The organism is Blastococcus mobilis (assembly GCF_900188025.1).
GTDB classification, from domain to species: Bacteria; Actinomycetota; Actinomycetes; order Mycobacteriales; family Geodermatophilaceae; genus Blastococcus_B; species Blastococcus_B mobilis.
On sequence record NZ_FZNO01000015.1, the window covers coordinates 40059 to 62797 of the forward strand.

Genomic DNA, 22739 nt, shown 5'->3' on the forward strand with positions numbered 1-22739 from the left:
TCTCCTTCGGGTGACTGCACAGGCCTCCGACCTGCACGGACGGGTCCGACCCAGCAGGCTGTCCCGGTGCCGCTGTCCGTCCCGGGCCTGCCCGCCCTCCCACCCGAGCTCTCGGGTCCGGTGGCGGTGGAGCTGGCCAAGCCGGTGCGGACCATCCCCCCGCCGTCCGCACTGCCCGGCGGCTGCCTCTACGAGCCCAAGTGGGACGGCTACCGCCTGGTCGTCGTCCGCACCGGCAGCTCCACGCGGGTGTGGTCCAAGCAGGCCCGGGACCTGACCGATCGGTTCCCCGACGTCGTCGCCGCCGCGGTCGCCCAGGTGCCCGTCGGCACCGTGCTCGACGGCGAGGTCGTCGTCTGGAACGGCTCGCGGCTGGACTTCGGGATCCTGCAGCAGCGGATCGTCACCGCGCCCGGCCGCATCGCCGCCCTCGCCGCCGCGCACCCGGCCTCCTACGTCGCCTTCGACCTGCTGGCCGCAGGCGGCACCGACCTCCGCGCCTGGAAGCTCGCCCGCCGCCGGGCCGCGCTCGAGGACCTGGCCGCCCGGTGGGCACCGCCCCTGCAGCTGTCACCGGCGACCAGCGACCCGGTCGAGGCGCGGAGCTGGTTCGACGACTACCGCCCGGCCGGGATCGAGGGCCTCGTCGCCAAGGGCGCCGGCACCCGCTACGCGCCCGGGCGACGGGAATGGCTGAAGGTCAAGTCGTGGGAGACGACCGAGGTGCTCGCCGGCGGGGTCATCGGCCCGATCGGCCGGCCGAGCCAGCTCGTCGCCGGCCGCTACCGGGACGGCGAGCTCGTCGTCGTCGGCCGGACCAGCCCGCTCTCCCCCCGGCAGTCCGCCGAACTGGCCGCCGTCCTGACCCCAGCCACCGACGATCATCCGTGGCCCGAGCGCATCGGCACCGGCCGCTTCGGGGGCGGACGGCTGTCGGTGGCGCTCACCCGTGTGGAGCCCGCCGTCGTCGTGGAGGTCAGCGCGGACGCCGCGCTGCAGTCCGGGGTGTTCCGGCACCCCCTGCGCTTCGTGCGCGTCCGCCCCGATCTCGAGCCGGGGGACCTGCCGTCCGTCCCGTGAAATCCCTGCTCAGAGGCGCATCCCTCGCCCGGGTGACGGGATAAAGGATCGCCGCCCAGGTGCCGATGGGGGGGCGTGAGCGTCCCCGCCGTCCCGACCGCGCGTGCCGCCTGGTGGCACGCGGCGCTGGTCGTGCTCGTGGTCGCCACGATCGTCACCCTGGTTCCGCTGGGCCCGTGGCGCCCGGCTGCCGAGATCGTGCTGTTCGGGCTCGGCCTGGCCGGCGTCCGGACCGCACTCCACCGGCACCGGACGCCGCTCGTGCTCGCCTGGCGCGGGCTGGGACTGGGCCTGGTCTTCTTCGCGCTCAGCTGTGTGGCCGACTCCCTCGCCCTCGCCGGGATCCTCCCCGGGCCGATCGGAGCGGTGGAGTCCGGCCTCGACATCGCCGCCTACGCCGCGATGGCCGTCGGGGCGCTGGGCGTGGTCCGGGGCGGCCGGCGACGCCGCGACCGGGGTTCCTGGATCGACACTGCCACCCTGCTCCTCGCCGCCGCGCTGGCGCTCCTCGCCGTCCGCGGCGACGAGCACTCGCTCTCGGCCGACCTGGTGGAGGTGGGCATCGGCACCCCGGTGCTCACCGCCGTGCTGCTGATGGTCTGCGCCCCCCTGGCCATGTCCCGCGGGGCGCGCTCCGTCACCACGATGGCGCTGCTCGCCGCAGGCGTCCTCACCATCGTCGGCTACGGCGGACGCATCCTCGTCGGGGACCTGCGCGAGTCCCCCCTCCTCGACCCGTTGCCCCTTCTCGCCGTTGCGGCGCTCGTCCTCGCCGGGCGGCACCCCTCCGTCGCGGGGAGGGGGCGACGTCCGGCGTCCGAGAAGGACGCCACCGCGAGCCGGGTCCTGGGCCTCGGTGCGAGCCTGCTGATCAGCCCCGCCCTGCTGGTCCTGTGGAGCATCGGCCACGGCGGCATCGGCTACGTCCTGGGAGCGGGCAGCTCCCTCCTCACCGCGATAGCGCTCTGGCGGCTGATGACGCTGAACCGGGAGCAGGAGCGCACCCGCGCGGCGCTGGCCGCGAGCGAGGCGCGCCTCCAGCTGCTGCTCGACAACGCGGCCGACGTCATCGGGATCGTCGATTCCGACGGTTCCATCGCCTACATCAGCCCGGCCGTGGAGGCACTCCTCGGCCGCCCGCCCGCCGAGTACCTGGGCCGTAACGCCTTCGAGCTCGCCGATGCACGGGACCAGCCCCGGCTGCGGACGGCCGTCGCGGCCGCCGGCGACTCCGGTGGCCGCGGTGCCGGCTTCGTCGACACCGACATCCGCGTGCAGCACAGCTCCGGCGGTACCCGGTGGGTCGAGATGCGGATCAGCGGCCGCGTCGCTGCCGTCGGTATCGATGGCTGGGTGGTCAACATCCGGGAGGTCACCGACCGCAAGCTGTTCGAGGAGGAGCTCCGTCGTCAGGCGACCACCGACCCGCTGACCGGTCTGCTCAACCGAACGGCGTTCTCCGAGCGCCTGGCAGCCGCCACCGTGACGATCGACCCCGCCGCACCGCCGGCGGTGCTCTTCGTCGACGTCGACGACTTCAAGACCGTCAACGACACGCTCGGGCACGCGGCGGGCGACGAGCTGCTGGTCACCGTGGCCGCACGGCTGACCGCCGACGTGCGCTCCGACGACGTCGTGGCCCGCCTGGGCGGCGACGAGTTCGCCGTCCTCCTGACCGTCGCCCCCGGTGACCGGCTACGCGACGTCTCCGACCGGCTGCTCACCGCGCTGCGGGCCCCCGTGGAGCTGGCCGGCACCACGGTGTCGATCACCGCGAGCATCGGGGGCGCCCTGGGCGCGCCCGGGGACACGGCCGAGACGCTGCTGCACGGCGCCGACACCGCCATGTACAGCGCCAAGCGCTCCGGCAAGGACTCCCGCGCGCTGCTCGACGCGCTGCCCCGCCAGCGCAGCAGCCAGGCGCTCGACGAGCCGGCGCACTGACCGGCCGGGTGCACCGACCGGCTAGGTGCCCGAGGGCTCCGGGGGCACCCGGCCACGGGCCACGAGCAGCCGCCGCAACAGATCCGCCAGCAGCTCCCGGTCCGCGGGCGACAGCCCGTGGAGCAGTTCCCGCTCGGTCTCCAGGTGATCGGGCAGCGCCGCGTCCAGGGCGGCCCGGCCCGCCTGCGTCAGCGTCACCACCACTGCTCGGCCGTCGGCCTCGCTGCGCTCGCGGCTGATCAGGCCCTTCTCCTCCAGCCGGTCCAGCCGCTGGGTGATCGCGCCCGAGGTCACCAGCGCCGTGCGCATGAGCGCCGTCGGCGTGAGCTGGTACGGCTCACCGGCCCGCCGGAGGGCGGCGAGGACGTCGAAGGACGGCGCGTCGAGGCCGTGCCTGGCGAAGGTCGCCCGCTGGGCCAGGAACACCTCGCGCTGGAGCTGCGTGATCCGGCCGATGATGCCCATTGGCGAGCAATCGAGGTCCGGCCGTTCCCGGGCCCACTGGTCCAGGATCCGGTCGACCGCGTCCTCCACGTCGCTCACCGTAGTTCCCGTGCTCCGCTCGGCAGCTCCAGCGCGTCGAGGTGGTCGGCGAAGGTGCGCGCGGGCCGGCCCAGGAGCGCCTCCAGCACGCGCGGGCTGCCGATGAAGCCGTGTGCCCGGTAGTGGTCGAACATCAGCCGGCGACAACGGCCGGCGTAGTCCTCCGGGGGTGGGACCGGTCCGTCCGGGACGGCGTCGACGGCCCGGACCTCGCGACCGAGCCGCGCCCCGAGGTGCTCGGCGATCTGCGGGGCCGTCAGGGGCTGAGGTCCGGCGGCCTCGAAGGTGCCGCCGTCCAGCCCTTCGTCGGTCAGGAGCACCGCCGCCGCGTCGGCGACGTCTCGAAGGTCCACCAGCGACTGGGCCCGCTCCAGTCCCCACGGACTGCGGAGGAGGCCGGTGGCGGCCACCTCGGTGAGTTGACCGTCGAAGTTGTCCGCGTAGGCGCACGGCTGGAGCACCCGCCAGCGCAGGCCGCTCCCGTCGAGGACCTCCTCCACCCGGTCCTTCGCCGCGTGATGCGGCATCGCGCGGGCCTGTGGCCGCAGCACCGAGTGGTAGACGACCCGTCCGACGCCGGCCCGGCCGGCCGCGGCGAGCAGCGCGCCGGCGCCCGTCGCCTCGCCGGGGTCGAAGTTCGGCCAGATCAGGTACAAGGCGTCGGCCCCGGCCAGGAGCGACTCGACCGCCGCCACGTCGGTCAGGTCAGCGGGAACGACGTCGGCGCCGAGGGCGGTGAGCTCCGGTCGGGGCCGGCCGCTGCCTACGACGGCGCGGACCCGTTCTCCCCGGGACCACAGCGCGCGGACGACGGCAGCGCCGGTGCGTCCACCCGCCGCCGTCACCACGATCACCGCAGTAGTTCAGCAGTGAGGCATCTGCCCGTCAAGCAGCGGCGGCCACGGACGTCGACGCAGCCGGGTGCTGAGCCGGACCCGCAGACCGGCGGGGCCGGGCAGCACGTCCACGTGGTCCCAGAGCTTGCGGGCCAGCCACAGGCCCATGCCCCCGCGGGAGAGATCGGGCCCGTGCGCCGGGGCGAAGCCGCTGAACGGGTCGCTGTAGGAGGTGCCGCGGTCGGAGATGACGCAGACGATGCGGTCACCGTCGCCCCAGACGCGTGCGGACACCGGCCGGACACCGTGCCGGAAGGCGTTGGCAGCGATCTCGCTGGCGGCCAGGTGCAGGTCCTCCTGCTGATCGCGCTCGGGCACCAGGGCCGCGAGAACCGCGCCGAGCTGGTGCCGCAGACCCGCCAGGGTGCGGGCGTCGTCCACGGCGAGAGCCGGCGTGTCGCTCTCGACCGCCTCCCAGGGCAGGGGCAGCGACGGCACGTAGACGCGCGGGTCCTGGAACGCCGCGTTGGTCCGCCGACCGGAGGCGTCGACGAGGACGGGGTGGGTGGCGACGGCGCTGTCGACGACGGGCGCGGGCAGCCGGCGGCGGTCATAGATGCAGACGGCCGACACCGGCGCGTCGCCGAGGAACCGGTTGTAGACCGACTCGAAGCGCTGGCCCTCGCGCCAGTCCGCCGGATCGTCGCCGAAGTCGACCTCGGTCAGCACGCGCAGCCGACCCGATCCGGAACCCACCGCGCGCTCCAGGAACCGGCCGCACATGGTGAAGGCATCGGGGACGCGGGACCCCAGCAGGCTCATGCGGGGGTCGGACTCCACCGAGCTCGCCTGCGCCCCGAGCTCACGGGTGAGCAGGGCGACCGTGTCGGGCGGGCAGCTGAGGGCGACGAGGTCACCGTCCCGCAGGCCGGCCTCCAAGTAGGGCAGGGCGACGGCGAGCAGCTCCGTCTCGCTGCCCACCACGGCAGCGCCATGGCCCTGGGTCACCGGATCCGCCCCGGCAGCGGCCCGCTGCGTCGGAAGTGCAGCCGACGAGGGGCACTCCGTCGCAGAACCGTCCACCAGCCCTCCGGGATGCGCGCCGTGACCGTTCGACCCCGGTCGAGTGAGCGTTCATTCTGAGACATGCGGGCACGCACCTCCGCACCGGGGCCGAGACGGCTCAGCCGGCGTGTCGCTCGCCCCGGCGACCGGCACAGGAGGCCGTGCCCAGCCAGGTGTGCGGAGCGCCCTGGTAGCACCAGCCCAGCCGCGGGCGTCGAGAGCTGACCCAGAGGGCCGGAACCCGCTTGTCCCCCGCCCGCGAGCCGGCCAGGGAGAAGCAGTTGCGGCTCCGCAGGATCCCCGGGTCGGACACGAGCACGGCCAGCCCCTCGACGACGGTGAGCGGGCTGCGGCCGGCGGCTGCGAGGCCCGGCAGCACGCGCGCGGGCGGAACGTCGAGGGTGTCTGCCCGGCGTCGACGTCCAGCAGCAGGTAGGGACCGGCCGGCACGCCGAGCTCCGGCAGCGGGCGGAAGCCGGCCAGGTCGTCGCCGGTCATGGTGGTGAAGCCGGCCCCGCCCACCGTGTGCACCGTCTCGAGGACGGGCACGACCGGCATCCCCGGGACGACGACGACGAACGGGAGCCGGTCGCCGTCACCGGGCACCGGGGGCAGCAGGTCACGCAGCGGCTCCACGCTGGCCCGGAAGCATTCCTCCGCCAGGTCCAGCGCATCGGGCAGGCCGGTCGCGACGAGCGCATCGATCTGGCGGTCGAACTCGAGCTCTGCCTCGGGCGGACAGGAGGCCACGGGCAGCGCGGACATCCGGCACCTCTCGGGCGGGCCGCGCCGAGCGTTTTCAGCGGGCCGGGTGACGATCGGCGGCCGCTCCGGCTCCCCCCGGCCGCCGGCCAGCCAGCCTATCCAGGTCTGCCCGCTCCGGCCCCCCGGCCGCCAGGACTTCTGCGTCGTCCACGGCGCCGCAGTCCAGGCCACGGAGGACGACCGTCGCCAGCGCGCGGGCCGTGGCGGGCTCGTCCAGGACGCCGCTGTCGGTCCGGTCCAGGTAGGCGGCCAGCCGGCCGGCGGCTGCGGGCAGCGCAGCCCGGAAGAAGGCGAACGTGGCGACGTACCGGGTGACCAGCTGTGCCGGGTGCAGGTCCCAGCCCTGGTAGAGGCCGCGCTCCAGGGCCCGCCGCACCAGGCCGGCGTGCAGCCGCCAGGCCACGTGGACCCGGTCCCGCGCACCGATCGGCAGCACGTTGGTCGAGCCGTCGACCGCGCGTACCCCGGTCCCGGCGACGGCGACCTGCATGAGCTGCTTGGCGAGGTCGGCCGCGGGATGGTCCGCGGACTGGTGCGCCGCGGCGATCCCGAGAGCGGCGCTGTAGTCGTAGGTGCCGTAGTGCAGGCCGGCCAGCCGGTTCCCTGCCGCGTGCACCATCCGGGCGAGCGTCGCCGTTCCGTCGGGGCCGAGGACCGCCTGCGGGGTCTCGATCTGCAGCTCGAGGGCGAGGGTCACGCCGTGCGCTGCCTCCAGCGCGTCGAGCACCGGCAGGAACGCGCGGACCTGCTCGACGTCGGTCACCTTGGGCAGCGTGACCACGACCCGGTGCGAGCTCTCTGTACCGAAAGCTGACAGGAACAGGTCCAGCGACCGGACGCCGCGGCGCCGGGTCGGCCCCTCGAGCGACTTGGCGCGGATGCCGACCGACGGTGGCGCGGCCCCGGTCCGCAGGTCGGCCCCCACGACCGCCGCGGCGTGCAGCACGTCGTCGTCCTCCGCGTCGGGACCCCGCCGGTAGCCGTCCTCCACGTCCACCCGCAGGTCCTCGACCGGCTCGGTGGCGAGCTTCGCCCGGACCCGCGGCAGCACCTGCTCGACGAGCGCCGGCTCCAGGCCCAGGTCGGGGAGGCCGTGCTCGTCCAGGGCCGCCAGCGCCGCCGCGCCCCACGTGCCGCTGAGCCCGGGGACGACGGCGTCGGCGGGCACGTAGCAGGTGTGCACCGGCTGCCGGTCCGGCCGCTCGCCCGGAAAGGCGGCGAGGCGGGCGTCGTCGACGGGCGCCAGCCGCCGATCGAGCTCCGCGTACACCTCCTCGCCGAGCATCAGGCCACGCCGCACGCGACGGCCGACCCGGCCACGGGCACGGGCACGGGCACGGGCACGACGGTCATCCGCGATCCTCCGGTCCGCTCGAGCGACGTCGAGTGCACATCCCTTGCGCAGGTGAGCGCACGAAACGCCCACGGCGCGCTCGGCTGTGCGGCATCCTCTCACCGTGGCCGCACTCGACGACTTCAACGACGAGCCCGCCGACCAGGCCGTCCAGGCCCTGCGCGCCTGCAACGCCGCCCCGCGCTTCGCCGCCGAGATCGTCGCCGGGAGGCCCTACCGCGACGTCGAGACCCTGGTCGGCCGGGCCGAGGAGGTCACCCGCGCGCTGCCCTGGACCGACGTCGCGATCGCCCTGGCCACCCATCCCCGCATCGGCGACCGCGTGGACGGCTCCTCCGCCGAGGCGGAATCCTCCCGCCGGGAGCAGAGCTCGATGGACGACGCCGACGCCACGACCCGCGCCGCCCTGCTCGAGGGGAACCGGGCCTACGAGCAGCGGTTCGACCACGTCTTCCTGATCCGCGCCTCGGGCCGCTCCCCGGAGGAGATGCTGGCCGAACTGCGGCGGCGGCTGGACAACGACGAGGAGGCCGAGCGGGCCGAGGTCACCGAACAGCTGGCCCAGATCACGGCGATCCGCGTGCGGGAGCTCCTGGCATGAGCGTCTCCACGCACGTGCTCGACTCGGTCGCCGGGCGGCCGGCGGCCGGGGTCGCCGTGCGCCTGTTCGCCGGGGAGCACCTGGTGGCCGAGGGCGTGACCGACCGGGACGGCCGGTGCCTGCTCACCGACGACGCGACCGGCGTGGGGACCCACCGGCTCGTCTTCGCCACGGGACGCTGGTTCGCCGAGCAGGCACGGGAGGCGTTCTACCCGGAGGTCGTGCTCACCTTCGCCGTCCAGGAGCCCGGCGAGCACCATCACGTGCCGCTGCTGCTGGCGCCGTTCGCCTACTCCACCTACCGCGGCAGCTGACCAGGTTCCACGTGCAACATCGCGACGACACCGGCCGGGGAGGCTGCTGACCATGGGGATCATGCTCGGCCCCAACCAGTACGGGAAAGCGGAGGTCCGCGTCGTCGCCGTGGACCGGACCTCCTCGCGCCACTCGCTGGTCGACCTCAATGTCAGCTCGGCCCTTCGCGGCGACTTCGCCGCCGCGCACACCGTCGGAGACAACAGCCACGTCCTGACCACCGATGCGCAGAAGAACACCGTGTTCGCCTTCGCGCGGGACGGCGTGGGCTCCCCCGAGGCGTTCGGACTGCGCCTGGCCCGGCACTTCGCCGGGGCCTACGACTGGATCACCGGCGCACGGGTCGCCGTGGAGTCCTACGGCTGGGAGCGGATCTCCGTGGGCGGTGTGGAGCACGACCACTCGTTCCGGAGGGCCGGGGGCGAGACCCGGACGGCGGTCGTGACCGTGGACGGCGACCGGGCCCATGTCGTCGCGGGGCTCACCGACCTCGTCGTCCTCAAGACCACCGGCTCGGAGTTCCGGGGCTTTCCGCGCGACCGGTACACGACCCTGGCCGAGACCCGGGACCGCATCCTGGCCACCGCCGTGACCGCGCGCTGGCGCTACACGACCACGGACCTGGACTTCGACGCGTGCTTCGCCGGCGTCCGGACGACGCTGCTGGAGACGTTCGCCGCGACGCACTCCCTGGCGCTGCAGCAGTCGCTCTACGCGATGGGCGAGGCGGTGCTGGAGCAGTTCTCCGACATCGCCGAGGTCCGGATGTCGATGCCGAACAGGCACCACTTCCTGCAGGATCTGTCGGCCTACGGGCTCGACAACACCCCCGACGGCCCCGGCCTCGTCGTCTACCACGCCGACGACCGGCCGTACGGGCTGATCGAGGGCACCGTCCTCCGCGACGACGCGGACCCGGCCGAGATCGCCTGGCAGGGCACGCCGGGGTTCTGCTGAGCTCAGCCCACCGGGGCTCGGCCCCGACGATGTGCGCTGAGTACCAGTTCTGAACGCTGAAACTGCAACTCAGCGCACTTCATCCGGCCGGATTCCTCGCGCAACGGTGCGGGCGTGCTTCTGAGCTCAGCCGGCCTCTAGGCCGATGCCGCCGAGCACCACCACGGCGTGGACCCGCAGGTCGGCGGCGTGCTCGTCGCGGGTGCGCTGCAGCGCGCCGTCGGTGCCGATCCCCCCGATCCCGCGGAACTCCCACCAGACGCGCCAGTCGGACGGCACGCGCACCGCCAACCCGGCCATCGCCGCGCGCACGGTGACGTCGATACCGGCCTGGGGTCGCGGGAGGCCGCTCAGGTCGAGTTCACCGCCGGCCATGGCGAGGTCGAGCCGGACCCGGGAGAGCTGGGGGTTCCTCGGGTGCAGCTCCAGCCCGGTGTGGGTGAACACCCGCCGGATGCTGGTGCTGCTCTCGTCGCCCACGTTCTTCTGCCACGCCGTCACCCGGCCGGCGAGGGCGACCAGTGCCTGGAACGTGAACCAGCCGACCAGCCAGGGGAGCATCCGCCGAGCGAGGGGTGGCATCGGCCGCGATCTGCGCATGGCCGGTCAGCCTGCCCGTCCGGGAGGCCGCCGCCCAGCGGTTCGGGCGCGCTGGGACCATCGGCGACCGTGAGCGACGAGCGCGAGACCCTGACCTACGAGGTGTTCGGCACGGCAAGCCGCGAGCTCGCCGAGCAAGTCAACGACGACGGCTACGAGCCGGACCTGATCCTGTCCATCGCCCGCGGCGGGCTCTTCCTCGCGGGAGCGCTGGGCTACGCGCTCGACGTGAAGAACCTCTTCGTGATGAACGTCGAGTTCTACACCGGCGTCGACGAGCGGCTCGACCTGCCCGTCGTGCTGCCCCCGACCCTCGACCGGGTGGACCTGACCGGCGCGAACGTGCTGGTGGCCGACGACGTGGCCGACACCGGCAAGACCCTCGAACTGGTCCGCGACTTCTGCTCCGGCTACGTGGCCGAGGTTCGGACGGCGGTCATCTACGAGAAGCCGCAGTCGGTGGTGAGGTGCGACTACGTCTGGCGGCGCACCGACCGGTGGATCGACTTCCCGTGGTCCACGCTCCCCCCGGTCGTCCGCCGCAGCGCCCGCCCCGGCCACTGACGTGCCGACCGCGCCCGCCGTCCGCCTCGAGCCCGTGACGGCCGAGAACGTCCGCGCAGTCTGCGACCTGCGGGTCGCCGCCGGACAGGAGTCCTTCGTCGCCCCGGACGCGGTGTCGCTGGCCGAGGCCTACGTGCACGAGCAGGCCTGGTGCCGAGCGGCGTACGCCGGCGACGACCTCGTCGGGTTCGTCATGCTCCACGACACCGCGCGCGACCAGGGCTACATGCTGTGGCGCCTCATGGTGGACGCGCGGTTCCAGGGCCGCGGCTACGGCCGGCAGGTGGTCGACCAGGTCCTCGCGTACGTCCGCACCCGGCCGGGCGCGACGCGGTTGTCCGTGGGAGCCCACCAGGGGGTGGGTGGCCCGGGCCCGTTCTACGAGTCCCTCGGTTTCGTCCCCACCGGCGAGGTGATCGGGGGCGAGGAGGTCGTGTACGCGCTCCCGCTCTGAGCTCGGCCGCCGACCAGGCCCCGGACAGGCGGCGGAAGGCTCTTCCGCCGCCGCCGTCCCTCAGGCCGCTCCGCCGGCGCGTCAGTACCGGACCTCGTGACCGAGCGGACGGTCGCTGGAGCGACCACGGCGGAAGTGCGGACCGTTCCGCTCTTCTCGGTTCGCGGCGTCAGCGTCGGGTGGAGACCGTGACGGTGAACTTCGGTGTCTGCTCGACGACCCGGGTGGGCCCGACCAGCCGCGACAGCGTCGGCTTGTAGCGGAGCGCGCTGTTGTAGACCGTCCACAGCTCGCCGCCCGGGCGGAGCACCCGGCCCGCGGCGTGGAACAGCCGGTCGGCGGCCGCGGTCACGACCGCGGCGCCGACGTGGAAGGGCGGGTTGCAGACGACGAGGTCGATGCTTCCGTCGGGCACGGAGTCGGCGGCGTCGTCCCGGACCACGCGGATCCGCTCGCCGAGCCCGTTGGCCTCCGCCGTCGCGACGGCCGAGGCGACCGCCGCCGCGGACTGGTCCACCGCCACGACCTCGAGGTCCGGCCGACTGCAGGCCAGCGCTGCCGCCAGCACACCGGTGCCGCACCCCAGGTCCAGCGCCGACCCGGCCGGGGCGGCAGCGTCGAGCGCGGTGAGCAGCGTGCGGGTCCCGACGTCGATCTTCGTGCCGGCGAATGCGGCGCCGTGGGCGCAGACGGTGAGTCCGAGGTCGGGGTGCTCCTGGCGTCGGGGGAACGAGGACGGCGACGGCCGGGGGCCCCGGGCCACCAGCACGCGAGACTTCTGCCGGGCCAGCGTCGCCGAGACCTCGGTGAAGGAGTCCCGGAGGACGTCGTTCATGGCGTGGGTCATGTGCTTGACCCGGCCACCGACCAGCACCGTGACGTCGGGCGCCGCCGACGCCGCCAGCACTTCGGCGATCTCGCGCAGAGCCTCCAGCGCCTTGGGCGCCTGGACCAGCACGAGGCGTGCGCCGGAGGCGAGCTCCGGTCCGAGCGGCAGCGCCCGGTAGGTGCCGGCCAGCCCCGACCGCTCGGCGTTGCGCACCAGCGCCCGCCCGCCCACCAGCAGGTCCTGCGCGACACGCACGTCGCGGGCGCCGTGCAGCGCCACCGCCCCGAGGGTCAGCGCGCCGTACGCGTCGTCGACGACGGCGACCTCCCCGGGTCCACACCCGGCGAGCAGGTCGGCGGCCTCGTCGAGCAGCAGCCGGTCGGTCGCATCGACCGCCACCAGCTCCGGCGCCTCGACGTCGGGAGCCCGCCGGAGCTGGGCGAAGAACTCACCTGGATCGGTCACAGGTATAGCTTCCAATGCGCCACCGGCCACCCTTCAGGGTCCCGCGCCGAGCGTGCGAGGCGTCGGGGTGGTGAGGTTCTGGCACGGCCTCGTCCCGGGGCCCGACGCGAGCGTGCGAGCGATGGGGAGGACGAGGTCCTTCCTCAGACCCCCGGCAGGCCGACGGGGCAGGAGACGCCGGTCGAGTGCACCGGGCAGTAGCCGCCCGGCACCTTGTAGAGGTACTGCTGGTGGTAGTCCTCGGCGTAGAAGAACTGGCCCAGCGGCGCGATCTCGGTGGTGATGTCGCCGTAGCCGGCCGCCTTCAGGCGCTGCTGGTAGGCGTCGCGGGTGGCGAGGGCGGCAGCTTCCTGCTCCGGGGACTGGACGTAGATCGCCGAGCGGTACTGGGTGCCGACGTCGTTGCCCTGCCGCATGCCCTGGGTCGGGTCGTGGTCCTCCCAGAAGACCTTGAGCAGCTGCTCGTAGGAGATCACCGCCGGGTCGAACACGACCAGGACGACCTCGGTGTGCCCGGTGCGCGCCGAGCAGACCTCCTCGTACGTCGGGTTGGGGGTGTACCCGCCGGCGTAGCCGGCCGCGGTGGAGTAGACGCCCGGCGTCTCCCAGAAGACCTTCTCCACGCCCCAGAAGCACCCGGCGCCGAAGACGGCGGTCTGCATGCCCTCGGGGAACGGCGGCTGGATGCGGTTGCCGTTCACGGCGTGGACCTCGGGCACGTGCGGGAGCGGGTCCGGGCGGCCGGGCAGTGCGTCGTCCGGCGTGACCGGCTGCGTCTTGGACCGGGAGAACAACATGCTCCGAGCGTAGGCCCGCGCCGCAACCCGATGGCACGCCATCCACCCGGCGCATGCAGGATCGGAAGATGCCCGTCTCCGCACGTGAATGGCAGCTGGCGGCCCGGCCGCACGGCGAGCCGACCCCCGAGGACTTCCGACTCGTCGAGGTCGAGCGACCCGACCCGGCCGACGGTGAGGTCGTCGTCCGGATGCTCGTGATGTCGGTCGACCCCTACATGCGCGGCCGGATGCGGGCCGCGAAGTCCTACGCCGCGCCCTGGGAGGTGGGCGAGACCATGCAGGGCGGCGCCGTCGGCCGGGTGGTCGCCTCCCGCTCGGCCGATGTCCCGGAAGGCGCGCTGGTGCTCACCGACGCCGGCTGGCGGAACGTCGCCGTCCTCGACGCCCAGCACGTCCGCGTGCTGCCGGAGCTGCCCGGCATCCCGCCGAGCTACCACCTCGGCGTCCTCGGGATGCCCGGGCTGACCGCGTGGGCCGGCCTCTTCCAGGTCGCGGCGTTCCGGGCCGGCGAGGACGTCTTCGTCTCGGGCGCGGCCGGCGCGGTGGGCAGCCTGGTCGGCCAGTTCGCCCGGCTGCGCGGCGCCGCGTCGGTCGTGGGCAGCGCGGGCAGCCCCGAGAAGGTCACCTGGCTGACCGACGAACTGGGCTTCACCGCGGCCTTCGACTACCACGCGGGACCGGTCGCGCAGCAGCTGGCGGCGGCGGCGCCCGACGGCATCGACGTCTACTTCGACAACGTGGGCGGTGAGCACCTGGAGGCCGCCATCGGCGCCCTGCGCGTGCACGGCCGGGCGGCGATCTGCGGCTCCATCTCCGCCTACAACGCGGTGAGCCCTCCCCCGGGCCCGCGGAACATGTCACTGCTGGTGGCCAGCAGGCTCACCCTGCGCGGGTTCCTCGTCGGCGACCACACCGACCTGCGGCCGGAGTTCCTCGAGACGGTCTCGGCCTGGCTGGCCTCGGGCGAGCTGGTCGTGCGCGAGACCGTGCGCGAGGGCCTGGACAACGCCGTGCCCGCCTTCCTCGACCTCCTCCGGGGCGGCAACACCGGGAAGATGATCGTGACGCTGTCCGACGACTGAGCGGTGGTGTGTGGGGCAGAGTGGCCCGCATGTGGCTCTTCCTCACCCGCCGGCTGCGCATGTGGCTGATCCTGACCGTCGTCGTCCCCCTCACCACCGGGCTGCTGCGCCGCATCGGCCGCCGGCTGGAACGCCGCAACGGCCCCACCTCGGTGAGCCGCGCGCTGCTGAAGGCCGGCGACCTCGGCGACCGCGCACGGGCCACACTCCGCGGCGGACGACGGCGTGACTGAACCGGGCCTCGAGGCGCGGGCTGCGCAGGGCGCGACCACCGCGGTGGCGCTGTTCTGCCACGGCGGGACCGTGGCCAGCGTCGAGCCGCCGCGTGAGCGCGCGCTCTCCCTGGTGCGGATGCGCGCGGTGGAGCAGTTCGTGTCCGCCGCCGCCGACGACCGGGGACTCACCACGTGCCTGCTCCGCTACCGGGTCGCGGGCTGGAACGGCGTGGCCGCGGACGCCCACGCCGACGTCCGCTGGGCCCTGGACCGCATCCGCGCCGAGTACGGCGACATGCCGGTCGTGCTCGTGGGCCACTCCATGGGCGGCCGAGCGGTGCTGCGGGCCGGCGGGGCGCCCCAGGTGAGCGCGGTCTGCGCGCTGGCGCCGTGGACGCCGGCCGGGGAGCCGGTCAGCCACCTGCGCGGCCGGACGGTGACGATCATGCACGGACGAGGCGACCGGTGGGTGCCGGCCGCGCTGTCGGCCGACTTCGCCGTCCGGGCGCAGGAAGCCGGCGCCCGTGTGGCCCGCTTCACCATCGCCGGCGGGCACAGCATGATCCGGCGCGCGCACGTCTGGCACAGCTTCGTGCGGGACGTCGTGCTCGCCGGTGCGGGGCTGGAGCCGATGCGGCCCGATGTCGCCGCGGCGCTGGAGCGGGCCGGGGCCGCGAGCCTGGCCGTCGACCTGTAGGCCTACCGGCGCGGTCGCCGGGTAGGCCCGGCGAGTGGAAGAACTGCTCGCCGACATCGTCGGCGTCCTGGTCACCGTGGTGGAGGCGTGCGGTGCCGCGATCGTCATCACCGGCGCCGTCTGGGCGTTCGCCCGGTTCCTCTGGGTGGGCCTGCGCCGGCGGACCACCGAGGCCTTCGTGCCCGTCCGCCTGACCCTCGGCAGGTTCCTGCTGCTGGGCCTGGAGTTCCAGCTGGCCAGCGACGTCCTCCGGACGGCCGTGGCACCCAGCTTCGAGGAGCTCGGTCTGCTCGCCGCGGTGGCGGCGATCCGGACGGCGCTGAACTACTTCCTCTCCAGGGAGATCGCCGACGAGCGACGCCAGGTCGCCGAGCAGGAGGAGACCGGGTCCGCGGTCGACGTCACCGCGGACGAGCACCGGCGGCGCAGCGCATGACCGCTGCGCTCGAGGAGATCGCGGGCCTGCTGGCCGTGTGCATCGGGACGGCGGCCCTCATCGCCGGCGCGCTGGCCCTCGCGGTGACCCACCGGCCGTCACTGGCCCTGTCGGTGTTTCTGGATCTCCTCCTGGCGGCCGGCCTCCTGCGCCTCGTCGGTGACCCCGGCTGGCAGGCCATCGTCACAGTGGCGTCGATCGTCGTCCTGAGGCGCCTGATCGGTGTCGGGCTGCGGGTCGGCGGCCGGGCCTGGTCGTCGTCCGGGGGCGGGTCCGGCACGCGTGTCGGACCGCTGCGTTCCTCGGCCGTCGCCCGCCTCGTGCGGCCGGCGTGGCGGTCCTGACGGCGTCGCCGTCGTGCTTGACGCCGTCGCCGTACCGGTAGGAGCGACGCAGCCGGCCCTCGAGGGTGCAGCCGGCCTTCTCTGCGACCCGGAGCCGGATCAGCTTCCCGCGGAGCCCGGTTCGGTCACCTGCCGGTTGAGCTTGGCTGCCACCGGCCCCGGAGTGACCGCCGACAGCCGGCCCATCGCCTTGCTGGCCAGCGAGCCGGCGAACACCGATGCCTCGCCCTTCATCAGACCGTCGAAGCCCTGTCGCGCCACCAGCGCGGGGTCGTCCTTCTGCTCCATGGCGCCCAGCCGGGTGTCAGTGGCATCGGCTCGATCGAAGAATTCGGTGTCGGTGGGTCCGGGGAGCAGCGCGGTGACGCTGACCCCGCGGTCGGACAGCTCCTCGCGGAGGGCGAGCGCGAGCGACTGGACGAACGCCTTCGACGCTCCGTACACCGCCTGGAAGGGCTGCGGCGCCTGGGAAGCGACCGACGAGGTGAACAGGATCCGGCCTGCGCCTCGGTCGGCCATGTCCTGTGCGACACGCTTGGCCAGGTGCATGGTGCCGATGCAGTTGAGCTCGACGAGCGCGATCTCCGCGTCCAGGCTGGTTTCCAGGAACGCGCCACCGACGCCGACCCCGGCGTTGAGGGCAGCGGCGTCGAGCGGGCGGCCGGCACCACGGACGGCGGCGACCAGGCGCTCGACGTCGTTCCTCTTCGTCAGATCGACGCTGACCGGTGCCACCGCCCCACCGATGGCGCGCAGCTCTTCGACGGCGTCGTCGAGCTCGACGTCCTCGGCAGCGACGATCAGGTCGAAGCCGTTCTCGGCGAACTGCCTGGCCAGCTCCCGCCCGATGCCACTGGACGCGCCGGTGACGAGAGCGAGCGGACGGGTCGCGGACTGGGACACGGAGGCCTCCTGGCGGATCGGGATCGGCCCTCTCCGTGCCCCTCCCGCCGGGGGCTCACGCGTCAGACGGGGACGGAGACCCCGACGCCGCCGCGGGTCTGCGCACCGTAGCGCTCGATCTCCCGCTCCAGATCCAGCGGGGCGGTCATCGCCGCACCCTCGGTGACCTCGGGGGTGATCAGGTCGGCCGGCAGCAGCCAGGAGACCTCGAACTCGATGCCGTCGGGGTCCCGGGCGTAGAGCGCCTTGGTGGTGGCGTGGTCGGAGGCGCCGACCAGGGCACCGGCCTGCAGCAGCGCGTCGCGGATCCGGGCGAGCTCGGCGAGCGTGTCCACCTCCCACGCCAGGTGGTACAGCCCGACCGTGCGGCGGCCCGCCTCCGACGCGCCGGCGCCGGCGCCGATCTGGAACAGGCCCAGGTCGTGGTCGTTCGTGGAGCCCTCCGCCTGCAGGAACACCGCCGCGCCGGGGATCTCGGTCTTCGCGCGGAAGCCGAGGACGTCCCGGTAGAAGGCGTGGCTGCGCTCGACGTCGCGGACGTAGAGGACGGCGTGGTTGAGGCGCTGAACAGGCATGACGGACTCCTGACGACGGGACGGCGGGTACGTCCTCGGCAAGTTGCTTGACGCTTCAAGTATTCCGTCCGCGCAGCCGGGTAGCGGGCTGACGTGCCCGGGGTGACCGAGGGCGTCGAGATCGTCGTCCCGACGAGGCTGCGCTTCCTGCTGTCGCCGCGGGACCGCCCCCGCGGGGCGCGGCGGATGGACTTCGACGCCGATGCCACGGTCGGTCACCTGATCCAGGCGGCCGGCGTGCCGCTCACGGAGGTGGGCCGGCTGCGCCTGGACGGCGCCGCGGTGCCGCCGTCCGCCCGGCCGTACCCCGGGAGCACGATCGAGGTCGACGAGGTGGAGCGCCCCCAGCCCCTGCCGCCGGGCGGCTTCCTCCTCGACGTCGGCCTGGGCGCCCTCGCCCGCCGGCTGCGCCTGCTCGGCCTGGACGTCGCCTGGTCCAACGACGCCGACGACCCCGATCTGGTCGTGCGCGCGACGACGGAGGACCGGGTGCTGCTCACCCAGGACCGCCGCCTGCTCATGCGCCGCGCGCTCCCCCGGGGTGCGCTCGTGCGGGGCAGTCACCCGGACGACCAGCTCGCCGACGTCCTCGACCGGTTCGCCCCCGAGCCGGCGCCCCTGACCCGGTGCACCGCGTGCGGCGGGTCGCTGGCACCGGTGGCCAAGGAGGAGGTCGCCCACCTCCTCGAGCCCGCGACCCGCCGCAGCTACGAGGAGTTCGTCCGGTGCGCCTCGTGCGCGCGGGTGTACTGGCACGGCGCCCACGCCGCCCGGATCGAGGCGATGATCAGGAGGGCGACGGGAAGGTGAGGCTCGGTTGGCCCCCGGGGGCCACAGGTCGGCCCGGGCGGTCCAGTGCGGACGGGCAGGACAGGAGCGCCAGCCCACGCTCCCTCGTCCCGTTCCGCCATCCCGCCCTTGCGAGGCCGCCGTGTACGTGTCGAAGACCGAGGCCGCCGTCCTGCCGACCACCCTGGCCACCGCTCGCCCCGCCCCGCTCCCGACCGCGCCGTCGGAGCCACGCCGCCGGATCTGGCCCCTGCTCGGCCCCGCGTTCGTGGCGGCCGTCGCCTACGTCGACCCCGGTAACTTCGCCACCAACTTCTCCGGCGGCGCCGCCTTCGGGTACACGCTGCTCTGGGTGATCGTCGCGGCGAATCTCATGGCGATGCTCATCCAGTCGCTGACCGCGAAGCTCGGGCTGGCCACCGGGCGCGACCTCGCGACGCTCTGCCGGGAGCGGCTGCCCCGGCCCGTCACCTGGGGGCTGTGGCTGCAGGCCGAGGCCGTGGCGATCGCCACCGACCTGGCCGAGATCGTCGGCGGCGCCGTCGCCCTGAACCTGCTCTTCGGCGTGCCCCTGCCGGTCGGCGGCGCGATCACCGCCGTCGTCGCCTTCGTCCTGCTGGCCGCCCAGTCCCGGGGACACCGGCCGTTCGAGCGGGTCATCACCGGCCTGCTGCTCGTCGTGGGCCTCGGCTTCGGTTACACCCTGATCGGCTCCGGTGTGGACCTGGGCGGGGTGGCCGGCGGGATGGTGCCGTCCTTCGACGGGGCGGAGAGCGTCGTCCTGGCCACCGGCATCCTCGGCGCGACGGTCATGCCGCACGTCATCTACGTGCACTCCGCGCTCACGCCGGGCCGTTACGGCGACGCCGTCACCGCCGGGCGCACGGAGCAGGGACGGCGCCGCCTCCTGCGGGCGCAGCGGCTGGACGTGCTGCTGGCCATGGGCCTGGCCGGACTGGTGAACGCCGCCATGCTGATCATCGCCGCGCAGCTGTTCACCGGCGGCAGCCAGGCGACCTCCCTCGAGGGCGTGCACGCGGGTCTCGGCGATCAGCTCGGCACCGGCGCGGCCATCGCCTTCGCCGTGGCGCTGCTGGCCTCGGGCTTCGCGTCGTCGTCGGTGGGCACGCACGCGGGGCAGGTCGTCATGGCCGGGTTCCTGCGCCGGCACATCCCCGTCCTGACCCGCCGGCTGATCACCCTCACCCCCGCGCTGGCCGTCCTCGTCCTCGGCGGTGACCCGACGACCGCGCTGGTGTGGTCCCAGGTCGTCCTCTCGTTCGGGATCCCCTTCGCCCTGGTGCCGCTGCTCTGGCTGACCAGCCGCCGGGACCTGATGGCCGGGTGGGCCAACCGGCCGTTCACCACGGCGGCGGGCGGGGTGGTCGCCGCGCTGATCATCGGCCTCAACGCACACCTGATCCTGGAGTTCGTCCTGGGCTAAGGTCAGCGGCACAACCGAACACACAGCAGGGGAGCGCTTCGGCGCTGAGAGTGCGGGCAACCGCAGACCCTCGAACCTGATCCGGGTCATGCCGGCGCAGGGAGTCTGGAGGACAACCATGGCCGGAGAGGCCGTCCGTACATCTGTTGCTGCGCCCGCACCGGAGCGCACGAACCGCTGGCGCACCGTCGACATCGTCGTCGCCGCCGTGCTGGGCGTCGCCTTCGGCGTCGTCTTCTGGGCCTGGAACCTCTTCGCGGAGGTGGCCGGCACCCCGCTGGACTTCTTCCCGCCGATCAAGGGCCTGCTCAACGGGGTCTTCCTGATGCCGGGCGTGGTCGCCGGCCTGCTCATCCGCAAGCCGGGGGCGGCGGTCTTCGCCTCGACGCTCGCGGCCGCCGTCAGCCTGCTGCTCGGCTCCCCCTACGGCGGGATCATCGTCGTCTACGGCCTGGTCCAGGGCCTCGGTGGGGAGCTGGGCTTCCTGCTCACCCGCTACCGGACCTTCGGCTGGGGCACCGCACTGCTGGCCGCGGCCACCGCCGGCCTGTCGACGTCGATCCTCGATCTGAGCCTCTACTACCCGGTGTCGGGCGAGTACCCCCTGTGGGCGTTCACGCTGCCCTACCTCGCCTTCACCGTGCTCAGCAGCGTGCTCCTGGCCGGCGTCGTGGGACTGCTGCTGGTCCGGGCCCTGGCGCGCACCGGCGCACTGAGCTCGTTCGCGGCGGGCCGCCGGCGCGTCTGACGTCCTTCGGTGACCACTCCGCGCGAGGCCTCCCCGCGGGCGACCGCCGCCGCCGGACCCGCGCGGCTGGTCGCCCGCGGGCTCGGTGTGCGGCACGCCTCGCGGCGGGCCTGGGCGCTCACCGACGTCGACCTCGTCGTCGAGCCCGGTGAGCGGGTGCTGGTCACCGGCGCCTCGGGGGCGGGGAAGTCCACGCTGCTCGCGGCGGTGGCCGGCATCCTCGAGGCCGAGGGGACGGAGGTCGTCGGCGAGTTGACCGTCGACGGCGCCGACCCCCGGGCCGCCCGGGGACGGCTCGGGATGCTCGCCCAGGACCCCGACAGCCAGCTGGTCATGACCCGCGCGGGCGACGACGTCGCCTTCGGCCTGGAGAACGCCGGCCTGCCGCCGGAGGTCATCTGGCCGCGAGTGGACGAGTCGCTGGCCGCGGTGGGCTTCCCGTACGGCCGCGACCACCCGACGCAGGCGCTGTCCGGCGGGGAGAAGCAGCGGCTGGTGCTCTCCGGCGCCCTGGCCCGCCGACCCGGCCTGCTGCTGCTCGACGAGCCCACCGCCCAGCTCGACGGCGCCGGCGCCGCCCTCGTCCGCGGTGCCGTCGAGCGAGCCACCGCCGACCGCCGGACGACGGTCCTCGTCGTCGACCACGACGCCGAACCGTGGCTGCCCCTGGTCGACCGGGTGGTGGAGGTGACGCCCGGCGGGCTCACCGAGCACGGGCCGGGCTGGCACCCGGTCGCCCGGACGACCGGCCTGCTCCTGCCCCCGGCGCCGGACGGACCGGTCCTGCTCACCGCCGAGGCGGCCGGCTTCACCTACCGGGGCACGACGACACCCGCCCTGCCACCGGTCGACGCCGTCGTCCGGGGCGGCCGGGCACTGGCCGTGACCGGTTCGAACGGCACGGGGAAGTCGACGCTCGCCCTCCTGCTGGCGGGACTGCGCGCCCCCACGACCGGTCGGGTGACGGCGGCAGCCGAGCTGGCAGCCGGCGTCCGGAAGGGGCGCGACGAGCCGCACCGCTGGGCGGCCCGCGACCTGGTCAGCCGCATCGGCACGGTGTTCCAGCATCCCGAGCAGCAGTTCCTCACCGGGCGACTGCGTGACGAGCTGGCACTGGGCCCGCTGCGCTCCGGCGAGCACGCTGACGCGGCGCGGGCCACTGCGGAGGAGCTGCTGGAACGGCTGGGCCTGTCGGCGTTCGCCGAGGCCAACCCGTTCACCCTGTCGGGCGGCCAGCAGCGCCGGCTCTCCGTGGCGACCGCGCTGGCCACCTCGCCGCGGGTCCTGGTGCTCGACGAGCCGACGTTCGGCCAGGACGCTGCCACCTGGCGTGAGCTGGTCACGCTGCTGGCCGAGCAGCGCGCCCGCGGCTGCGCCGTCGTAGCGGTGACCCACGACCGCGACGTGGTCGAGGTGCTGGCCGACGATCGGTTGAGCCTGTCCGAACGACGCACGAGCGAGGAGCGGAACGAGCGCGGAGTCGAACCATGGGCACGGTGAGGACGACGCACGAGCGAGCGTCGCAGCGAGCGCGGCGTCGAGCGACGAGCACCGGGACGGCGTCCCTGGCGCTGGGGCCGGTCACCGACGTCCGGCTGTCCCGCATCAACCCCGTCGCCCAGCTCATCGCCATCGCCATCGCCACCCTGGTGCTGCTCACCAGCCTGGACGTCGTCACCCCGGCGGTCGTCGTCGCCGCCGAGCTGTGCCTGCTGCCTGCGGCAGGCCTGACCCGGCCGGGCGACCTCCTCCGGCGCACCTGGCCGGTGCTGCTCGGCGCGACGTCGGTCGGAGTGGTCAACGTGCTGCTCTCCGACGAGGCCGGCGTTCTCACCGGCCTGGGACTGGCGCTCCGGGTGATCGGGCTGGCCCTGCCCGGGGTGCTGCTGGTCGCCTCCACGGATCCCGTCCGGCTGGCCGACGCGCTGACCATCCACTGGCGGGTCTCCACCCGGTTGGCCTACGGCGCGCTGGCCGCCCTCCGCCTGGCCCCGCTGCTGGTCGCGGAGTTCGAGGCCGCCCGGTTGGCCCGGCGCACCCGCGGGGTGGAGGCCGGCCGCAACCCGGTGGCGCGGGCCCGGTTGCTGGCCGGGGTGGGGTTCACCCTGCTGGTCGGGGCGGTGCGCCGCGGCTCGCGCCTGGCGACGGCGATGGACGCCCGCGGCTTCGACTCGGGCATCCCGCGCACCAACGCCCGCGGCTCCACACTGCACCCGCGCGACACCTGGTTCGTGGCAGCCACCACCGCCGTCTGCATCGTCGCCGTCACGCTCAGTGTGCTGACCGGTTCGTGGGACCCGGTCTTCGTCGGCTGACCCGCCGGCCCTAAGGAGC

Annotated in this window: 26 protein-coding genes, 1 pseudogene and 1 riboswitch; of the genes and pseudogenes, 17 read left to right on the top strand and 10 right to left on the bottom strand. The window is 74.2% G+C overall.

The features are described from left to right. Nucleotides 1-66: 66 nt before the first annotated feature. A complete protein-coding gene (locus CHB94_RS14155; RefSeq protein WP_089337212.1) occupies nt 67-1080 on the top strand; it encodes an ATP-dependent DNA ligase in 1014 nt (337 codons plus the stop codon). 75 nt (nt 1081-1155) lie between these two features. After that, a complete protein-coding gene (locus CHB94_RS14160; RefSeq protein WP_089337213.1) occupies nt 1156-3024 on the top strand; it encodes a sensor domain-containing diguanylate cyclase in 1869 nt (622 codons plus the stop codon). 21 nt (nt 3025-3045) lie between these two features. On the opposite strand, the gene CHB94_RS14165 is transcribed toward CHB94_RS14160, so the two are convergent. From CHB94_RS14165 to CHB94_RS14185, 5 genes and pseudogenes are all read right to left on the bottom strand, one after another. Then, nucleotides 3046-3567: a MarR family winged helix-turn-helix transcriptional regulator gene (locus CHB94_RS14165; protein WP_254920643.1), complete on the bottom strand. Its 522-nt coding sequence runs from the start codon at nt 3565-3567 to the stop codon at nt 3046-3048. Further along, complete coding sequence (locus CHB94_RS14170) at nt 3564-4421, bottom strand: SDR family oxidoreductase (RefSeq protein WP_089337214.1); 858 nt, start codon at nt 4419-4421, stop codon at nt 3564-3566. Before CHB94_RS14170 ends, CHB94_RS14165 begins: the two co-directional genes overlap by 4 nt. 9 nt (nt 4422-4430) lie before the next feature. Next, on the bottom strand, nt 4431-5411 hold the full coding sequence (locus CHB94_RS14175; protein ID WP_141137505.1) for a sensor histidine kinase: 981 nt from the start codon (nt 5409-5411) through the stop codon (nt 4431-4433). Between the two features lie 175 nt (nt 5412-5586). After that, a pseudogene (locus CHB94_RS26750) lies at nt 5587-6233 on the bottom strand (DUF5701 family protein). Between the two features lie 34 nt (nt 6234-6267). After that, entirely contained in the window at nt 6268-7518 is a 1251-nt protein-coding gene (locus CHB94_RS14185; RefSeq protein WP_089337286.1) for a DUF6986 family protein, read from the bottom strand. 172 nt (nt 7519-7690) lie between these two features. Here CHB94_RS14185 and uraD point away from each other — a divergent pair, with 172 nt between their 5' ends. The 3 genes from uraD to pucL are packed head-to-tail and all read left to right on the top strand — an operon-like array spanning nt 7691 to nt 9460. Next, entirely contained in the window at nt 7691-8188 is a 498-nt protein-coding gene (gene uraD, locus CHB94_RS14190) for a 2-oxo-4-hydroxy-4-carboxy-5-ureidoimidazoline decarboxylase (RefSeq protein WP_089337287.1), read from the top strand. Continuing rightward, a complete protein-coding gene (gene uraH, locus CHB94_RS14195) occupies nt 8185-8502 on the top strand; it encodes a hydroxyisourate hydrolase (protein ID WP_089337217.1) in 318 nt (105 codons plus the stop codon). Before uraD ends, uraH begins: the two co-directional genes overlap by 4 nt. Before the next feature lie 52 nt (nt 8503-8554). After that, entirely contained in the window at nt 8555-9460 is a 906-nt protein-coding gene (gene pucL / locus CHB94_RS14200; protein WP_089337218.1) for a factor-independent urate hydroxylase, read from the top strand. A gap of 126 nt (nt 9461-9586) precedes the next feature. Here pucL and CHB94_RS14205 read toward each other — a convergent pair whose 3' ends face one another. After that, complete coding sequence (locus CHB94_RS14205) at nt 9587-10060, bottom strand: hypothetical protein (protein WP_141137506.1); 474 nt, start codon at nt 10058-10060, stop codon at nt 9587-9589. A gap of 69 nt (nt 10061-10129) precedes the next feature. On the opposite strand from CHB94_RS14205, the gene CHB94_RS14210 reads away from it, so the two are divergent. Beyond that, nucleotides 10130-10624, top strand: coding sequence for a phosphoribosyltransferase (locus CHB94_RS14210; protein WP_089337220.1), 495 nt, complete (start codon nt 10130-10132; stop codon nt 10622-10624). A gap of 34 nt (nt 10625-10658) precedes the next feature. Beyond that, the gene (locus CHB94_RS14215; protein WP_217899305.1) at nt 10659-11078 is read left to right on the top strand and encodes a GNAT family N-acetyltransferase; all 420 of its coding nucleotides are present in this window, start codon (nt 10659-10661) and stop codon (nt 11076-11078) included. 169 nt (nt 11079-11247) lie between these two features. On the opposite strand, the gene CHB94_RS14220 is transcribed toward CHB94_RS14215, so the two are convergent. Further along, entirely contained in the window at nt 11248-12372 is a 1125-nt protein-coding gene (locus CHB94_RS14220; protein WP_217899306.1) for a class I SAM-dependent methyltransferase, read from the bottom strand. 143 nt (nt 12373-12515) lie between these two features. Further along, the gene (msrA, locus tag CHB94_RS14225) at nt 12516-13169 is read right to left on the bottom strand and encodes a peptide-methionine (S)-S-oxide reductase MsrA (RefSeq protein WP_089337222.1); all 654 of its coding nucleotides are present in this window, start codon (nt 13167-13169) and stop codon (nt 12516-12518) included. A 68-nt stretch (nt 13170-13237) separates the two neighbouring features. On the opposite strand from msrA, the gene CHB94_RS14230 reads away from it, so the two are divergent. Genes CHB94_RS14230 through CHB94_RS25220 form a run of 5 tightly spaced genes read left to right on the top strand, consistent with a single transcriptional unit; the run spans nt 13238 to nt 15946 of the window. Further along, nucleotides 13238-14254, top strand: coding sequence for an NADP-dependent oxidoreductase (locus CHB94_RS14230; RefSeq protein WP_089337289.1), 1017 nt, complete (start codon nt 13238-13240; stop codon nt 14252-14254). Nucleotides 14255-14283: 29 nt separating this feature from the next. Then, nucleotides 14284-14487, top strand: coding sequence for a hypothetical protein (locus tag CHB94_RS14235; RefSeq protein WP_089337223.1), 204 nt, complete (start codon nt 14284-14286; stop codon nt 14485-14487). Next, a complete protein-coding gene (locus tag CHB94_RS14240) occupies nt 14480-15166 on the top strand; it encodes an alpha/beta fold hydrolase (RefSeq protein ID WP_089337224.1) in 687 nt (228 codons plus the stop codon). The genes CHB94_RS14235 and CHB94_RS14240 overlap by 8 nt, the downstream gene beginning before the upstream one ends. Before the next feature lie 34 nt (nt 15167-15200). Continuing rightward, the gene (locus tag CHB94_RS14245; protein WP_089337225.1) at nt 15201-15602 is read left to right on the top strand and encodes a DUF1622 domain-containing protein; all 402 of its coding nucleotides are present in this window, start codon (nt 15201-15203) and stop codon (nt 15600-15602) included. Then, complete coding sequence (locus CHB94_RS25220; RefSeq protein WP_176445564.1) at nt 15599-15946, top strand: DUF1622 domain-containing protein; 348 nt, start codon at nt 15599-15601, stop codon at nt 15944-15946. Before CHB94_RS14245 ends, CHB94_RS25220 begins: the two co-directional genes overlap by 4 nt. A gap of 99 nt (nt 15947-16045) precedes the next feature. Here the strand turns inward: CHB94_RS25220 and CHB94_RS14255 are convergent, their stop codons facing one another. Together CHB94_RS14255 and CHB94_RS14260 are read right to left on the bottom strand one after the other, a co-directional pair. Then, on the bottom strand, nt 16046-16849 hold the full coding sequence (locus CHB94_RS14255) for an SDR family NAD(P)-dependent oxidoreductase (RefSeq protein ID WP_089337226.1): 804 nt from the start codon (nt 16847-16849) through the stop codon (nt 16046-16048). A gap of 62 nt (nt 16850-16911) precedes the next feature. Then, a complete protein-coding gene (locus CHB94_RS14260; RefSeq protein ID WP_089337227.1) occupies nt 16912-17424 on the bottom strand; it encodes a VOC family protein in 513 nt (170 codons plus the stop codon). Nucleotides 17425-17526: 102 nt separating this feature from the next. On the opposite strand from CHB94_RS14260, the gene CHB94_RS14265 reads away from it, so the two are divergent. From CHB94_RS14265 to CHB94_RS14285, 5 genes are all read left to right on the top strand, one after another. Next, nucleotides 17527-18234 carry a Mut7-C RNAse domain-containing protein gene (locus CHB94_RS14265; protein ID WP_254920644.1) on the top strand — a complete coding sequence of 236 codons (708 nt, stop codon included), beginning with the start codon at nt 17527-17529 and terminating at the stop codon, nt 18232-18234. 121 nt (nt 18235-18355) lie between these two features. After that, on the top strand, nt 18356-19657 hold the full coding sequence (locus CHB94_RS14270; protein WP_176445565.1) for an Nramp family divalent metal transporter: 1302 nt from the start codon (nt 18356-18358) through the stop codon (nt 19655-19657). A 17-nt stretch (nt 19658-19674) separates the two neighbouring features. Then, a riboswitch (TPP riboswitch) is annotated at nt 19675-19778 on the top strand. After that, a complete protein-coding gene (locus CHB94_RS14275; RefSeq protein WP_089337228.1) occupies nt 19776-20405 on the top strand; it encodes an ECF transporter S component in 630 nt (209 codons plus the stop codon). Its footprint overlaps the riboswitch before it by 3 nt. 9 nt (nt 20406-20414) lie before the next feature. Continuing rightward, nucleotides 20415-21905 carry an ABC transporter ATP-binding protein gene (locus tag CHB94_RS14280; RefSeq protein WP_254920645.1) on the top strand — a complete coding sequence of 497 codons (1491 nt, stop codon included), beginning with the start codon at nt 20415-20417 and terminating at the stop codon, nt 21903-21905. Further along, nucleotides 21902-22720, top strand: coding sequence for an energy-coupling factor transporter transmembrane component T family protein (locus tag CHB94_RS14285; RefSeq protein WP_217899307.1), 819 nt, complete (start codon nt 21902-21904; stop codon nt 22718-22720). Before CHB94_RS14280 ends, CHB94_RS14285 begins: the two co-directional genes overlap by 4 nt. Nucleotides 22721-22739 lie beyond the last annotated feature (19 nt).